At 58.4% G+C, this 14,579-nt stretch carries 15 protein-coding genes; 9 read left to right on the top strand and 6 right to left on the bottom strand.

Annotated elements, in window-relative coordinates:
* Position 1: 1 nt before the first annotated feature.
* Complete coding sequence (gene traT, locus L2D14_05945; protein WNK00963.1) at positions 2–760, bottom strand: complement resistance protein TraT; 759 nt, start codon at positions 758–760, stop codon at positions 2–4.
* A 32-nt stretch (positions 761–792) separates the two neighbouring features.
* The gene (locus L2D14_05950; GenBank protein ID WNK00964.1) at positions 793–2,967 is read right to left on the bottom strand and encodes a S1C family serine protease; all 2,175 of its coding nucleotides are present in this window, start codon (positions 2,965–2,967) and stop codon (positions 793–795) included.
* A gap of 285 nt (positions 2,968–3,252) precedes the next feature.
* On the opposite strand from L2D14_05950, the gene L2D14_05955 reads away from it, so the two are divergent.
* Genes L2D14_05955 through L2D14_05975 form a run of 5 tightly spaced genes read left to right on the top strand, consistent with a single transcriptional unit; the run spans position 3,253 to position 7,346 of the window.
* The gene (locus tag L2D14_05955; protein ID WNK00965.1) at positions 3,253–3,939 is read left to right on the top strand and encodes a dienelactone hydrolase family protein; all 687 of its coding nucleotides are present in this window, start codon (positions 3,253–3,255) and stop codon (positions 3,937–3,939) included.
* Positions 3,936–4,826 carry an S-methyl-5'-thioadenosine phosphorylase gene (locus L2D14_05960; GenBank protein WNK00966.1) on the top strand — a complete coding sequence of 297 codons (891 nt, stop codon included), beginning with the start codon at positions 3,936–3,938 and terminating at the stop codon, positions 4,824–4,826. Before L2D14_05955 ends, L2D14_05960 begins: the two co-directional genes overlap by 4 nt.
* Complete coding sequence (locus tag L2D14_05965; GenBank protein WNK00967.1) at positions 4,819–5,280, top strand: GNAT family N-acetyltransferase; 462 nt, start codon at positions 4,819–4,821, stop codon at positions 5,278–5,280. Before L2D14_05960 ends, L2D14_05965 begins: the two co-directional genes overlap by 8 nt.
* Positions 5,277–6,365: an S-methyl-5-thioribose-1-phosphate isomerase gene (gene mtnA, locus L2D14_05970; GenBank protein WNK00968.1), complete on the top strand. Its 1,089-nt coding sequence runs from the start codon at positions 5,277–5,279 to the stop codon at positions 6,363–6,365. Before L2D14_05965 ends, mtnA begins: the two co-directional genes overlap by 4 nt.
* Positions 6,366–6,392: 27 nt before the next feature.
* The gene (locus L2D14_05975; GenBank protein WNK00969.1) at positions 6,393–7,346 is read left to right on the top strand and encodes an NAD-dependent epimerase/dehydratase family protein; all 954 of its coding nucleotides are present in this window, start codon (positions 6,393–6,395) and stop codon (positions 7,344–7,346) included.
* 18 nt (positions 7,347–7,364) lie between these two features.
* Here the strand turns inward: L2D14_05975 and purB are convergent, their stop codons facing one another.
* The gene (gene purB / locus L2D14_05980) at positions 7,365–8,705 is read right to left on the bottom strand and encodes an adenylosuccinate lyase (protein ID WNK00970.1); all 1,341 of its coding nucleotides are present in this window, start codon (positions 8,703–8,705) and stop codon (positions 7,365–7,367) included.
* A 157-nt stretch (positions 8,706–8,862) separates the two neighbouring features.
* Here purB and L2D14_05985 point away from each other — a divergent pair, with 157 nt between their 5' ends.
* Together L2D14_05985 and L2D14_05990 are read left to right on the top strand one after the other, a co-directional pair.
* Positions 8,863–9,708: a type II toxin-antitoxin system prevent-host-death family antitoxin gene (locus tag L2D14_05985; GenBank protein WNK00971.1), complete on the top strand. Its 846-nt coding sequence runs from the start codon at positions 8,863–8,865 to the stop codon at positions 9,706–9,708.
* Between the two features lie 25 nt (positions 9,709–9,733).
* Positions 9,734–10,066 (top strand): DHCW motif cupin fold protein, encoded by a 333-nt coding sequence (locus L2D14_05990; protein ID WNK00972.1) that lies wholly within the window; start codon positions 9,734–9,736, stop codon positions 10,064–10,066.
* A gap of 101 nt (positions 10,067–10,167) precedes the next feature.
* Here L2D14_05990 and L2D14_05995 read toward each other — a convergent pair whose 3' ends face one another.
* The 3 genes from L2D14_05995 to petA are packed head-to-tail and all read right to left on the bottom strand — an operon-like array spanning position 10,168 to position 12,873.
* Positions 10,168–10,995 (bottom strand): cytochrome c1, encoded by an 828-nt coding sequence (locus tag L2D14_05995; GenBank protein WNK00973.1) that lies wholly within the window; start codon positions 10,993–10,995, stop codon positions 10,168–10,170.
* A 4-nt stretch (positions 10,996–10,999) separates the two neighbouring features.
* Complete coding sequence (locus tag L2D14_06000; protein WNK00974.1) at positions 11,000–12,289, bottom strand: cytochrome b/b6; 1,290 nt, start codon at positions 12,287–12,289, stop codon at positions 11,000–11,002.
* A gap of 14 nt (positions 12,290–12,303) precedes the next feature.
* Positions 12,304–12,873: a ubiquinol-cytochrome c reductase iron-sulfur subunit gene (gene petA, locus L2D14_06005; protein ID WNK00975.1), complete on the bottom strand. Its 570-nt coding sequence runs from the start codon at positions 12,871–12,873 to the stop codon at positions 12,304–12,306.
* 299 nt (positions 12,874–13,172) lie between these two features.
* Between petA and L2D14_06010 the strand changes: the two genes are divergently transcribed.
* On the top strand, positions 13,173–13,661 hold the full coding sequence (locus L2D14_06010) for a tRNA (cytidine(34)-2'-O)-methyltransferase (protein WNK00976.1): 489 nt from the start codon (positions 13,173–13,175) through the stop codon (positions 13,659–13,661).
* A gap of 31 nt (positions 13,662–13,692) precedes the next feature.
* The gene (gene hemF / locus L2D14_06015) at positions 13,693–14,571 is read left to right on the top strand and encodes an oxygen-dependent coproporphyrinogen oxidase (protein WNK00977.1); all 879 of its coding nucleotides are present in this window, start codon (positions 13,693–13,695) and stop codon (positions 14,569–14,571) included.
* Positions 14,572–14,579 lie beyond the last annotated feature (8 nt).

Raw genomic sequence — 14,579 nt, forward strand, 5'->3', positions numbered from 1 at the left:
GTTAAATGATGTTGCCGACGATACGGGCGATGCGTTCGCTCACAATGCTGGAAATTTCGCTTTGTGAGGTATTACGTCCCCCGGCGTAAACGGCAACACCGGTTTGTACCGAGTGTTTCAGGCCGCGCTTGGAGCGATTCTGATCTTCCTCTTTTTCCTCGTCAGTTTGTCTGCTGCGGCTGAATGTCACGGTTTTCGAAGGCTTGCTCGTGGTACGGTCCCTGATCGTCGCGACGGTAACGTTCGTGACGATGATGTACGTGTCATCGGTGACGAAGCTGCCGATTATGCTGCCAAGGGCGGCGCCTGACACCGCACCGATGCCGGCATCGGTGCGCGTTGTGCCGATGCTTGCCCCTGCAAGGCCGCCAGAAACGCCGCCGAGGAAGCCGTATTCAGCGGACATATTTGTCTGTATCTGCCCGCTGTATTGAACGTTGACGTCGATGAGGATGCCAAAATCATCCTCCGCCGTCGGCTCGAAGCCGATATTCCGGTATGCACGCTCAATCTGCGAGCGGAACCTGTGCAGGTCGAAGGCAGTATCGCCGGATGTGTTGCGGATGCGGACCTTGATCTTCTTGTTCTTATGGAACGATGCATCGGTGACGATGTTCCGCTCAATCGTCGAGCCGATCATCAGGCCGGAACCGTCTTCCTGTTTAACCATGCCCATCCGGGTGGTCGGCGCGCCGATACACCCGCTCAGCATCGGTGAGATCAGCAAGGCGCACATAAGCAGGAAACGGGGAAGGGTCATTTTTAATTTATGGAAATATATCATGATCACTCCTATGACCCACCGAGATTTTCATTCAGAAAACGCTGTGCTTCGGAATGGTGGACAGTAAAATTCAAATTTTCTGAACCTTGACGCGCATCCCCCCAAGACACGACCGAAATGACATAATCATCAAGGAAAACAGGGCCTCCGGAATTGCCGGGGCTTGTGGCCGCATCAATCTGTACAAAAAGGACGTCGGAACCGGCTGCCAAGTTCACGCTTTTGCTTTTTCTGATGGCACTGACGACACCGCGCGTGATCGAAAATTCATATCCCTTTGGATGTCCGATCACTTCCACCGTGCTTCCAAGTTCAATTTTATTTTTATTGAAAAAGCGAACAGGTTTCCCGCGGCTTTGAACCTTTATGAGCGCGAGATCGAGAACGGCATCGCGGGCGATCACCTTGCCGAAGGTTTCCTGTTCGTCGTGCATTTTAAGCTCCACGAACTCACCCTCGTCGACGACATGATAGTTTGTCATGACAATGTCAGGTCGTACAAAAAAACCCGAGCCAAGTGATGTTCCGGTATAAATGGCAACAACGCTGTCAAAGCGCGGGTCGTTGGCGGTGCTTTCCTCGAACGTGTTTTCCTTGTATTTCGCAATCGCCGTGTTCCGGTCCTCCAGCATTTCCTTGCGCAGCGCCGTGATGTTCGTCATGCGCTTGGATTTGGACTGATTGGCGAGATAATGATCGACCAACTGGCTCAACTTAACGCTGGATGGTGCTTTTTCCCAGTCCGCGACATCCGCTTCATCGTCTTGCTTCCCAGCAAGGTTCTTCGCATCAGGATCTGTCTCGCTGATACCGTAAGCGACTTCGAAGCGTTCGTTTTCTGTAATATCGAATGTGGACTTGAAGTATCGTTTGTTGGCTTTGTCGATCACATAGTAGTGCACGGTCATTGTTTTTGATGCATCGACGTTGGCCACGCGGTACTGGTAAGCGGCCTTTACCGGCACTTCGATCATCGTCGGTGTCGAACTCAACTGCCCCATGATGTTCTGTAACTCGTTCTGCGCTTCCTGGCGCTTCGCATCGGCCGCTGCGACGGCGATGATCTTGCCCATGCAGCCGAGGCCGTAGCAGTATTGAGATTGCGCCATGTTAACGTTCATGGCTTCCGTCTGGACGCGCATTTGCGTCGCCGTGACCTGGTTTTGCAGTTGTGTGTATTTCGGGTTGGATTCCTGTTTGTACCCGACAATTCTCTTGGAAGACCTGCCGCTCATCTTGCCGATTTTACGACGCACCTTGGCCAACGCGACATCGAACACGACAAGATAATCGGCATTGTTTGCAGTAGAGCTTTCGAACGCCGTATCCAGCTCGCTTTTTTCGATATCGAATGGAAGGTCAACTTCGATCGAGGCCGGAAATTCGATCTGCCCCTGGTTGAGAAGCGTGCGGCTTGTGACTTCAACAAAGCCGACCTTTACGCTGTCCAGTTTTTGCACTTCATAACCTGCCGATTTTGCCGCAGAGACGATGCTGAGGACATCGGCGAGCTTTCGGTTCTTTTTCGGCAGTTCTTCAAGCCGGGCGTTCACATAGGCGCGGCTGATGGTTTGCCAGTCGTCGCCGGCAACATTGTCCTGTCCGAGCTGGTCGGCGAATTTAGAAATTTCAGCGCTTGAGCGGCCCTTCAGAACAGCCGGCAAAGCCGTCGGGTTTTCAACGAAAAACTCTTTTGCACTGAATGATCCGGGATGAACGGCGAAAAAGGGTTCGCCGGAAAAATGGTCGTAAGCGATGAAATCCGTTGCGGTGCTGCTATCCACCTGTTTGCGAAGCGCAGCGACTTTGGTTTTCAATGCCACCAGACCTTCAGGTTGGTAGGACGGGTTCACGAAAACGCCATCAGTAGGGATTATTGCCAGGATGCGTTCGGCTGTTTGCAGCTTCAATCTGGCAGAATCCCAGTTCGAAGGATCGGCCGGCCATGAAAACGTATCGAGATCAGCCATGGTTTCGGAAATATCGGACTCGAAAACCGTACTGACGTTTTTGACGACGTTGGATATCTCCGAGGACAACTCGGGGTCGTCCTTGGCTTTGGAATCGAAGTATTCCCGCTGTTCTTCGTAAAGGATCGACGCATCGGCGAAGTTCCCGGCAGCCGTCAATTCCTTCAAATGATCTTTTTGGTCAAAAAATAATGTATAGCTGTCTTTTGCCACGCGAAAATTGCTGCCTGACGCGTTGGAGACACCTGTGCCGGTTGTCTGGCAACCCGTGACAAACAGCATGAACGTCATAGTAGCGCTGAGTAGCAGCTTTCTTCGTGGAACCCCCATCATACCCCCAAAATCCTATTATTTTTTCCCCTGAGAATTCAATCATAACGATACGATAAAAATAAAGTACAATTTTTGTAGATGAATTCAAACCGCAATGCTCTGCATTTGCTCTATGCAAGGACGTAAGCTATTTTTCCGGATCACTTCAGGAAGGAAGACGAAAAAATGCCCGAAACCATCAAATTGACAGCATCAGACGGCCACTCGTTCGATGCTTATCGCGCCGATCCTGAAGGTACGCCCTTTGGCGGCGTGATCGTCATACAGGAAATCTTCGGTGTGAACGTGCACATCCGCGATCTGGTCGAACGCTGGGCGGCGGTCGGCTACACGGCGATTGCGCCGGCGCTGTACGACCGCTGGGAGCCGGGCTTCGAAACAGGCTACGAGCCTGCGGATATAGAACGTGGCCGTGCCCACAAGGCGACCGCCAATGAAGATCTGGACGGCGTTATCGCCGATGTCGATGCTGCCCGAGCCGCGATCGCCGATGCCGGGCGGATCGGTGCGGTCGGATACTGCTGGGGCGGGTTCGTGACGTATTTGGCTGCTTGCCGGCTCGATATCCAGGCGGCCAGTGGTTATTACGGCGGCGGTATCACCGATGTGATCGACGAGGCGCCTAAGTGCCCGACGATTTTGCATTTCGGCGATAACGATGCGTCCATTCCGCTTAGCGACGTCGAAGCCGTCCGCGCCGCACATCCGCAAGTGGGCATCAACATTTACGAGGCCGGTCATGGCTTCCATTGCGACATGCGGGGCAGCTATGATCCGCGTGCGGCTGCCATTGCCGGGATGCGGACGACGCAACTGTTCGAAGCCGTCCTGCGCCGCGGAGAGAGCGTATGAGCGATGCGGCGCAGACACCGATGATCGGCGTGATCGGCGGCAGCGGTCTTTACGAAATCGACGGACTTGAGGATGCCCGCTGGGAGAGCGTGAAGACCCCCTTCGGCGATCCGTCCGATGACATTCTGCGAGGCACACTCGACGGTATCGAGATGGCCTTTCTGCCGCGCCATGCGCGCGGGCACAGCATTCCGCCGTCGGACCTGAACTTCCGTGCCAACATTGATGCGCTGAAACGACTCGGCTGCACCGAGGTTCTTTCACTGTCGGCGTGCGGCTCGCTCAAGGATGAATACCCGCCGGGCACGTTCGTCGTCGTCGATCAGTTCATCGACCGAACGTTCGCGCGCATCAAAAGCTTTTTTGCCGAGGGTCTGGTCGCCCATGTCGGGTTCGGGCACCCGGTGTGTTCGCGCCTCGGCGATGCGCTGACGGAAAGTCTGGCGGCGCTGGATATTCCGCATGCGCGGGGCGGTACATATCTCGCCATGGAAGGGCCACAGTTCTCGACCATCGCGGAATCCAACCTTTACCGCTCATGGGGATGTGACGTGATCGGCATGACCAACATGCCCGAAGCCAAGCTCGCCCGCGAAGCCGAGATGTGTTACGCCTCCGTCGCCATGGTCACGGATTACGACTGCTGGCATCCGGATCACGACCACGTCTCGGTCGAAGCCATCATCGCCGTCCTGGTCGGCAATGCCGACAAGGGCCGTTCGCTGGTCAAGGATGTGGTGCCGCGGCTCAAAGGCCGCACGGAAATCTGTCATCAGGGCTGTCATACGGCGCTGGACAACGCGATCATCACTCATCCGGACAAGCGTGACCCGGGCCTCGTCGCGATGCTCGACGCGGTTGCCGGACGCGTGCTTAATGATGGCTGAGTTGATTTTTCGCCCTGCTGTTGGTGAAGACCTCAATCGACTTCGTGATATCGCTTTCCGGGCCTATGCAAAATACGTGTCGCGGATCGGCCGCGAGCCGGCACCGATGGTTGCCGATTTCGCTGCGCACATCGTCCGCAATGAAATCATCGTCGCGGTGTCCGATGACGTCGTTTGCGGCTATATCGTATCCTTTCCACGGGTGGAAGACTTCTTTATCGAGAATGTTGCCGTTGATCCGGATGCTGCAGGCACCGGGATCGGCAGGGCCTTGATGTCGCATGCCGAGAAAGCGGCCCGTGCGGCGGGCTGCAATCTTGTCCGTCTTTATACGAACGTAAAAATGCACGAGAACTTTCCCTTCTATGAAGCACTTGGGTATCTTAAAACCCACGACGTGACGGAAAGCGGGTTTCACCGGGTGTATTTTGAAAAGGCACTGGAGCAGGCATGAAAGTAGACGGCATTCCTTATCGCACCATCTGGCTGGCCGACGACGGCTGGGCGGTTGAAATCATCGATCAGACGCGTTTGCCGTTCGAATTCGTCACGGTACGGCTGGAAAACGTCGACGATGCCTGTGTCGCCATTCGCGACATGCTGGTCCGGGGTGCGCCGCTGATCGGCGCCACGGCGGCCTACGGCATGGCGCTGGCGATGCAGGCGGATGCTTCCGACGTGCATCTTAAAGCGGCCTACGGCAAGCTGCTGGCGACACGGCCGACGGCGGTCAATCTGCGCTGGGCGCTGGACGACATGAAGGCTCTGCTGGGGCCGCTGTCGGAGAATGAACGCACACAGGCGGCATACGCGCGGGCCGCCGAAATCTGCGATGAAGACGTGGAAATCTGTTCCGCGATCGGTGACAACGGCCATGCCATCATCCGCGACATCGCCGCGACCAAACCGGGCGAACCGGTCAACATTCTGACGCACTGCAATGCCGGATGGCTGGCGACGGTCGACTGGGGCACGGCGCTGGCGCCGATCTACAAGGCCTTCGACGCCGGCATTCCGGTGCATGTTTGGGTTGATGAAACCCGGCCCCGCAACCAAGGCGCCAGCCTGACGGCGTGGGAACTGGGCCGCCACGGCGTGCCGCTGACGGTGATTGCCGACAATGCCGGCGGCCACCTGATGCAGGAAGGCCGGGTCGACATGTGCATCGTCGGCACAGACCGGACCACGGCGTCGGGGGATGTCTGCAACAAGATCGGCACCTATCTGAAGGCCCTGGCGGCGCACGATAACGGTGTGCCGTTCTATGTCGCCCTGCCGTCGCCGACCATCGACTGGACGCTGGACGACGGCATGGACATACCGATCGAGGAACGTTCCGCCGAAGAGGTGACGAAGATTCAGGGCAAGACGGCGGACGGCAAGATCGTCACCGTTGAAATCGTGCCGGAAGGTGCGCAAGGGGGAAATCCCGCGTTCGATGTCACGCCGGCCAGGATGGTCACCGGCCTGATCACCGAACGGGGCGTCTGCGCCGCGTCGAAAGAAGGCCTCAGGGGATTGTTCCCCGAAAAAGCCTGAACAAATCCGTTCTGTGGGAGGAACATCATGAAAATCGTCATTACGGGCGGCACCGGTTTCCTTGGCCGCCTGCTTGCCGAGCGGGCTGTTGCCCGCGGTGATCAGGTAACTCTGTTTGATATTGCCTCGCCGCCGGACGGTCTGGGCGGGCTCGACGGCAAGGTCGACGTGGTCCTTGGTGACATCACCGATGCTGCGACGGTCAACGCCGTGATCGCAGGCAGTGACGCGGTGGTGCATCTGGCGTCCATGGTCAGCGCCGGTTCGGAAGCGGATTTCGACGCCGCCATGCGGGTCAATCTGGATGGCGGGCGGACAGTGCTGGAAGCGGTCCGCGCCAACGGGCCGCAGACGAAACTGTTGTTTACTTCAAGCCTGGCCGTGTTCGGCGGGACCGCAATGCCGCCGACGGTTGACGGCATGACCCGCCCGGTGCCGCAGAACACCTATGGGATGACCAAGACGGTCATGGAGCTTCTGATCAACGACATGAGCCGCAAGGGCTTTTTCGATGGTCGTGTCGGCCGGTTGCCGACGGTGATCGTGCGTCCCGGAAAGCCGAATACGGCAGCCTCATCGTTTGCCAGCGGCGTAATCCGCGAGCAGTTGACCGGGGATGTCTGCGAACTGCCGGTCAGCCGCGACCTCACGCTGTGCGTCGGTGGATACAGGACCGTGGCCGACGGCTTGATGGCGATGTTGGATGCGCCCGCCGAAAGCTTCGGCGACGACCGGGTGATCAATCTGCCGAATATCACGGTCAGTGTCAGCGACATGATCGCCGCCACCAAAGCCGTGGCGGTGCGTCACGGCATCACGCTGGGCACGATCGAGGACACGCCCAACGAGACCGTCCGTGCCATTGTCGGTAGCTGGCCGGTGGCCATGGATGCGACCCGGGCGTTGGCGCTCGGCTGTCCCCGCGATACCGACCTTGATGCGATCATCGAGGCGTTTATCGCGGATTACCTGCAGGGCTGAGGGTGGAGTAAGGGATAATCATCCCTCGGCGACATCCCGGGCCATGCGCGCCGCCAGGCCGATATAGGCTTCGGGGTCGAGCAGGGTATCGATTTCATCCTCGCTCAGGGCATCGGTCACGGTGGGCAGCCGCATCAGCGCTTCCTTCATGGTGGTATCTTCCTTGAAGGCAGTCATGCAGGCGGCGTGAAGAACATCGTGCGCCTTCTGGCGGCCGAATTTCTCACCCAGCGACATCATAACCGCTTCCGAAAGCGTAAGCCCCTTGGTGATGTCGAGATTGCGGCGCATGTTGGCGGCACGGACATCCAGCCCGTCGCAAAGAACGATGGTTTTCGCCAGCGCGGCATCGGCCTGACATACGGTGCGGCTGATAAATTCCCGTTCGGTGTTGAGTGCAATTTTATCGCGTTCGTTCTCGCTGACCATCGTCTCGAACGCCAGTGAAACGCTGGAGCGCACCGTCCGCACCAATCCGGCGATGCTTTCACAGATCGCGGGGTTGCGCTTGTGCGGCATGGTCGACGAGCCGACCTTGCCGGCGGGGTAGGGTTCCTCGACTTCCTGCAGTTCGGTCTTGGTCATCAGGAACAGTTCGTTGGCGATCTTGCCGCAGGTGCCGGCGATCATCGCCAGAACGGAAACCATCTCGACCAGCCGGTCGCGGGCGGTGTGCCATGTGATGGCCGGTTCCTCTAGTTCCAGATTGCGCATCAGTTTTTCACGCACGGCAAAGCCCTGATCGCCGAGCGCGGCCAGGGTGCCGACGGCGCCGCCGAACTGTCCGGCCAGAAGCCGCGGGCGCATTTCGTCAATCCGGGTCTGGTGGCGGCGGACCTCGTCGAGCCAGATGGCGGCCTTGTAGCCGAACGTCACCGGCTGCGCATGCTGGCCGTGGGTGCGGCCGGGCATGGCCGTGGCGGCATGGGTGACCGCATGATCGGCCAGGCTGTCGGCCAGGGCTTCGAGTCGCCCGGCGATGACATCAATGGCGTCCCTGATCTGCAGGATCATGCCGGTGTCGGTGATGTCCTGCGTCGTCGCCCCCCAGTGAACATATTCGCCCAGACCGTCCGGGCATTTCGCGCCGATCATGCGGACCAGTGGGACGATCGGATGCGAAGTGCGGTCCATCTCGCGTTTCATTTCGGAAAGATCGTAATCGGCGGCATCCCCGGCATCGCGAATGGCTTTGGCCGCCTCGGCGGGGATGATCCCCAGTTCGGCCTCGGCTTCGGCCAGGGCGACCTCGACATCCAGCCAGGCCTGTACGGTGCGGACGTCGGAGAAGATCTCCCGCATTTCGCTGGTTGAAAACTGATCACGAAACAATTCGCTGTCGATAACGTACGCGGCCATTGGGGAAACTCCTGTGGGGAAACGCCTTATTTATCCGGCAGAGATTGGACGGCATCCTATCGGGGCCGTCAACGCCGATAGGATTGATTTTCCTTGATCTATGATGAATTGGAATAATATAGTGACTTACCTATATAGGTATGTAACTAATTAATATATGAAACATGATCGATTCGCGTTGAAAATCAGCGCCACGGATGCCAACCAGCGGTTTTCGCGCCTCCTTGCCGAAAGCGAAGAGGGCCGCGATGTCATTATCACCAAGCGCGGTCGCCCGGTAGCACGGCTGCTGTCGATGCATGCGGACACCAAAGCCGCCCCTTTGGCAGGTGTGCCGGTGGATCCCGACATACCCGATTTCTCTAAACGCCGGGCGCTGATCGATACCTGTCGGCGGATGAATGCGGTGGGATTGAATCAGGGGACCAGCGGCAATGCGTCGACCCGCGTCGAGGGCGGGCTGCTGATCACGCCGTCGGGGCTCGATTACGACAGAACGGAACCGGTCGATATCGTGAAAATCGACTGGGCGGGCCGCGTGCTGCGGGGCCACCGCGCACCGTCCAGTGAATGGCATTTCCACTGCCGTGTCATGGAAGCCCGCCCCAAGGCCGGGGCGCTGCTGCACACACACTCCATCAATGCGACGACGCTGGCGTGTTTGAGCCGGGGCATTCCGCCGTTTCATTACATGGTCGCCGTGGCCGGCGGGCGGGATATCCGTTGTGCGCCCTATGCCACCTTCGGCACGGAAAAGCTCGCCGACGCGGTGCTCGAAGCGCTGGACGGCCGGCTTGCATGCCTGATGGAGAACCATGGCATGCTGGTGTTGGGACGGGACCTGGAAGAGGCGTTCAAGCGGGCCATTGAAATTGAAACGCTGGCCGAGCAGTACCTGAAGGCGCTGGCCATCGGCACTCCGAAACTGCTGACCGTCGGCGAAATGGAAGTGGTGCTTGAGAAATTCAAAAATTATAGCGCCTGGGCCGACCCGAAGCGCTAAGTGATCAACAGAACAGGTCCAACAAATGAAAATTCCCGAACTGCCGTTTACGCTGACAAACTGGGACGATGTCGACCCCGTCGTCTATCCGGGTGAAACCGGCGAAGCCATCTGGCGGACCCTGAACATCGGCGATATCCGTGTCCGGGTCGTCGAGTACTCCGCCGGGTATCTGGCCGATCACTGGTGCGATCGGGGGCATATTCTGTATGTCCTCGAGGGCGAGCTGACCAGTGAACTCAAGGACGGCCGCAGCGTCGTCATGACGCCGGGGATGAGCTATCAGGTCTCCGATTTCGGGGATGCGCCACACCGCTCACGGACACAGGTCGGGGCGAAACTGTTTATCGTCGATTGAGCGGTCGGACCTCTTAAGCCGCCGCATGATATCCAGTGCGGAAAACAAAAAAGCCCCAGTCGCGAGACCGGGGCTTTTCGTTTGGGCTGGCCGGCGAACCGTTAGTGAATGTCGGACCAGATTTTCCGTTTCAGTGCATAGAGCATGGCGGTCAGAACGATCAGGAAAAGGATGACCTTGATCCCCATGTTCTTGCGGTGCTCCAGCTCAGGTTCCGCGGCCCAGGCCAGGAACGTCGTAACGTCCGACGCCATTTGCTCTGTGGTGGCCTTGGTCCCGTCTTCATAATCAACGACGCCCTCGCCGAGCGGCGGTGCCATCGAGATCGCATGGCCCGGGAAGTAGTGGTTGTAGTACTTGCCATCGGGCAGCGCGAAGTCTGCCGGCGCGTTTTCCTCATACCCGGTCATCAGGGCGTAGAGATAGTCCGCACCCAGCGGGAAGCCGGCGGGCTGCATCAACGAAACGCGGATCGCCGAGTCGCCGCCAGAGCCACGCGCCTTGGTAATCAGCGACAGATCCGGAGGCGTTGCGCCGCCGTTGGCCGCCGCAGCGGCCTTGTCATTGGCGAACGGCGCCGGCCAGTGATCGGACGGTGAAGCCGGACGGGTAAACATGTCGCCATCGTCATTCGGGCCGTCCTCTACTTCATAGGCACCGGCAATCGCTTTGACTTCGTCTTCGTTATAGCCGAGCGATTCCAGATTGCGGAAGGCGATCAGGTTGAGCGAATGGCAGTTGGCGCAGACATTGCGGAACACTTGAAAGCCCCGTTGCAGTGCGGCTCGGTCATAGGTCCCGAAGATGCCGTTGAAGGACCAGTCCTTCGCAGGGGCTACGGGGCCGCCACCGGCAGCCTGAACAGACGTGGCACCGACAAGAATGCCGAGACCGAGGGCAAGGGCGGTGAGGGTTTTGGTCATCTTCATGGTCTTACTCCGCCGCCTGATGTGCACCGGTAACCGACGCGGCAATGCTCTCCGGAAGCGGTTTCGGGCGCTCCAGGATACCGACCAACGGCACGATGATAATAATGTGGAAGAAATACCAGAACGTGGATATCTGGCCGATCAGGACCAGCGCCCCTTCCGGCGGTTTTCCGCCGACCCATCCAAGCACGATGCAGTCGAGCACGAATACCCAGAAGAAGAACCGGTTCATCGGACGGTACTTCGACGAACGAACCCGCGAACGGTCGAGCCACGGCAGGAAAAGCAGAACCAGGATCGACGCGAACATCGCGATAACCCCGGCCAGTTTTGCCGTCATCAGCCACCCGCCGAGGGAAATCACCTGATACACCCAGTAGTCGCTCGTGAAGGCCCGCAGGATTGCGTAGAACGGCAGGAAGTACCATTCCGGCACGATGTGCGGCGGCGTCACAAGAGAGTTTGCCATGATGTAGTTATCAGGATGCCCGAAGTAGTTGGGCGCGAAGAAGATAAAGAACGCGAAGAAGATCATCATGATCCCGAGGCCGTACAGATCCTTGATCGTGTAGTACGGGTGGAACGGGATGGTATCCTGTTTTTCGTCCTTGATTTCAACGCCGGTCGGGTTGTTGGAGTGGTGCATGTGCAGCGCCCACAGATGCAGGAACACAAGGCCGACGATCACGAACGGCAGCAGATAGTGCAGCGAGAAGAACCGGTTCAGCGTCGGGTTGCCGACAACGAAACCGCCCCACAGCAACTGCACGATCCAGTCCCCGACCAGCGGAATGGCCGAGAACAGGTTGGTGATCACGGTGGCGCCCCAGAAGCTCATCTGACCCCATGGCAGAACGTAGCCCATAAATGCGGTCGCCATCATCGCCAGCAGGATGAAAATCCCGATCATCCAGAGAATTTCGCGCGGCGCCTTGTACGACCCGTAGTAGAGACCGCGGAAAATGTGGATATAGACGACGATGAAGAAGATGCTGGCGCCGTTCATGTGGATATAGCGGATCAGCCAGCCGGAGTTGACGTCGCGCATGATCCGCTCGACCGAGTCGAACGCCATGTCGACATGCGGCGTAAAGCTCATCGCCAGCGTGATGCCGGAAACGATCATGATGACGAGCACGATGCCGGCCAGTGAGCCGAAGTTCCAGAAGTAGTTCAGGTTTTTCGGCGTCGGATACTGATGCAACTGCGAGTCCAGGAACGAGAACACCGGCAAACGGTGCTCGATCCAGTTCACGACCCGGCTGTTGGATTGGAAATTCGAGGTTCCACTCATTGTTCTTTTCCCCCTCAGCCGATCAACACGGTCGTGTCGGTGGTGAATTCATATGATGGCACCGGAAGATTGTTCGGTGCCGGACCTTTGCGGATACGGCCGGACGTGTCGTAGTGCGAACCATGGCAGGGGCAGAACCAGCCGCCGAAGTCGCCTTTCGGATCGCCCTGCTTCTGACCGAGCGGAATGCAGCCCAGATGGGTGCAGACGCCGACCATGATCAGCCATTCGGCTTTCTGGACACGTGCCGAGTCCGGTTGTGGATCCGGCAGGTCGCCAAGCGAAACAGCTTCGGCTTCGGAAATTTCTTCGGGCGTGCGGTGACGGACGAAGACGGGCTTGCCGCGCCAGATGACGGTAATGCTCTGACCGACCTCGATTTGCGAGACATCGACTTCGGTCGATGCAAGTGCCAGCGTATCCGCAGCAGGGTTCATCTGGTCGATGAACGGCCAGACGGCTAAAGCCGTCCCTGCGGCGCCGACGGCAACCGTGCTCCAAATAAGGAAATCGCGGCGCGTCTGTTCATCGATTTCTGCGCCGCCACTCGTGGGTTGGCCCGCATGGTTTGCGGTTTCGCTCATGGAAATTCCCCTCGATTGACAAATTACCCGTCGCCGCCGAAACGGCATGTTGTTCTGTTTCGGGACCGATCCACTCACCCTTGGATCGAGCCTTCGCTTATCGTAAGAGAGCGCTGCTGCCTGATTCAAGCGTACAGCGGCAAACGAACGATAAAACACGCCCCGGGAAAGCCCCGGAAGCGCTCAATCGTTATACTTGATGACCCAAACGTTGCAAGGGTTTAGATACTCTGCAAGAACCCTTAACCGGGCAAATGAAAGGCATTTGCAATGGTTCAAGGTGCAAGGAGCGCTGAGACATGAGTGCCGGACATGTTCCTGCTATATCGCTAAGCCTTTTTCAGCCGGATATTCCACAAAATGCGGGCAGTTTGTTCCGCACGGCGGCTTGTTTCGGTGTGCCGGTACATATCATCGAACCCTGTGGATTCGTCCTCAACGACACGAAAATGCGCCGTGCCGGCATGGATTATATGGCGCATGTCGATTTATCCCGCCACCAGAGTTGGCAGGCGTATCAAAATGACCGGCCAAGCGGGCGAGTGGTGCTGTTGACCACGAAAGGCGACAGTTCCCTGACCGGATTCCGTTTTGAACCCGGCGATAATCTGCTGCTGGGCCGTGAAAGCGCAGGCGTCCCGGAGGACGTCCATGCGGCATGCGATGCACGGGTGACGATGGATATGATGCCCGGCCTTCGGTCCATGAATGTCGCGGTTTGCGGCGGGATTGCGATGTTCGAGGCGCTTCGCCAGTTGCGGGCGCTGCCTGTCCCAACATATATATAGTGGATTCCATGCGTTTCTCGGGAGATAGGGTATGAACGATGTGGCTGCCGACACCCTGTTCGGCGAGGCGCATAAAGAGCGTGCGACGGCTTGGTTCGCGGAAGTCCGCGACAATCTGTGCGCGCGGCTTGAGGAACTGGAGCAGACCGCCCAGCCCCACGAACTGAACGAAGCGTTCGCGCCGGCCGCGTTCGAGCGTAAATCCTGGACCCGCGACGGCGGCGGCGGCGGCACCATGGCCGTTTTGCGCGACGGCCGGGTCTTCGAGAAGGCCGGCGTCAATATTTCGACCGTTCACGGCGAGTTTTCCGACGAATTCCGGAGCCGGATTCCCGGCACCGACAAGGATCCGCGATTCTGGGCTGCGGGCGTTTCCGTCGTCATCCACCCGCGTTCGCCGCTGGTGCCGATCGCGCACATGAACACACGCATGATCGTCACCACCCAGGGCTGGTTCGGCGGCGGCGGCGATCTGACGCCGGTTTATCCCGACGAGGCGGAAACACAACGTTTCCATCAAGCCTTCGCGGATGCCTGCGACAGGCATTGCGCGGATTATTACGACCGCTTCAAGAAATGGTGCGACGAATATTTCTATTTGCCGCACAGGGGCGAGGCGCGGGGTGTCGGCGGCATCTTCTATGACAATCACTTCACCGGGGATTGGGAAGCCGACTTTGCCTTTACCCAGGATGTCGGCCGGGCTTTCGTCGCCGCCTATCCGGACATTGCCCGCGACAAGATGGACCTGACGTGGACCCCCGACCAGCGCCTTGCGCAGCGCATCAAGCGCGGACGATACGTGGAATTCAACCTGCTCTACGACCGGGGCACGATATTCGGCCTCAAGACCGGCGGCAATGTAGAGGCCATCCTGATGAGCCTGCCGCCCGATGTCGCCTGGGTTTAGCCGGCAGA

It is taken from the genome of Thalassospiraceae bacterium LMO-JJ14 (assembly GCA_021555105.2).
In the GTDB taxonomy this organism is placed as follows: Bacteria; Pseudomonadota; Alphaproteobacteria; order Rhodospirillales; family Casp-alpha2; genus UBA4479.

Excerpts from the sequence above, each read along its gene's own strand:
- traT (WNK00963.1), bottom strand. The coding sequence starts at position 760 with ATGACCCTTCCCCGTTTCCTGCTTATGTGCGCCTTGCTGATCTCACCG.
- L2D14_05955 (WNK00965.1), top strand. The coding sequence starts at position 3,253 with ATGCCCGAAACCATCAAATTGACAGCATCAGACGGCCACTCGTTCGAT.
- L2D14_05960 (WNK00966.1), top strand. The coding sequence starts at position 3,936 with ATGAGCGATGCGGCGCAGACACCGATGATCGGCGTGATCGGCGGCAGC.
- L2D14_05965 (WNK00967.1), top strand. The coding sequence starts at position 4,819 with ATGGCTGAGTTGATTTTTCGCCCTGCTGTTGGTGAAGACCTCAATCGA.
- mtnA (WNK00968.1), top strand. The coding sequence starts at position 5,277 with ATGAAAGTAGACGGCATTCCTTATCGCACCATCTGGCTGGCCGACGAC.
- L2D14_05975 (WNK00969.1), top strand. The coding sequence starts at position 6,393 with ATGAAAATCGTCATTACGGGCGGCACCGGTTTCCTTGGCCGCCTGCTT.
- purB (WNK00970.1), bottom strand. The coding sequence starts at position 8,705 with ATGGCCGCGTACGTTATCGACAGCGAATTGTTTCGTGATCAGTTTTCA.
- L2D14_05985 (WNK00971.1), top strand. The coding sequence starts at position 8,863 with ATGAAACATGATCGATTCGCGTTGAAAATCAGCGCCACGGATGCCAAC.
- L2D14_05990 (WNK00972.1), top strand. The coding sequence starts at position 9,734 with ATGAAAATTCCCGAACTGCCGTTTACGCTGACAAACTGGGACGATGTC.
- L2D14_05995 (WNK00973.1), bottom strand. The coding sequence starts at position 10,995 with ATGAAGATGACCAAAACCCTCACCGCCCTTGCCCTCGGTCTCGGCATT.
- L2D14_06000 (WNK00974.1), bottom strand. The coding sequence starts at position 12,289 with ATGAGTGGAACCTCGAATTTCCAATCCAACAGCCGGGTCGTGAACTGG.
- petA (WNK00975.1), bottom strand. The coding sequence starts at position 12,873 with ATGAGCGAAACCGCAAACCATGCGGGCCAACCCACGAGTGGCGGCGCA.
- L2D14_06010 (WNK00976.1), top strand. The coding sequence starts at position 13,173 with ATGAGTGCCGGACATGTTCCTGCTATATCGCTAAGCCTTTTTCAGCCG.
- hemF (WNK00977.1), top strand. The coding sequence starts at position 13,693 with ATGAACGATGTGGCTGCCGACACCCTGTTCGGCGAGGCGCATAAAGAG.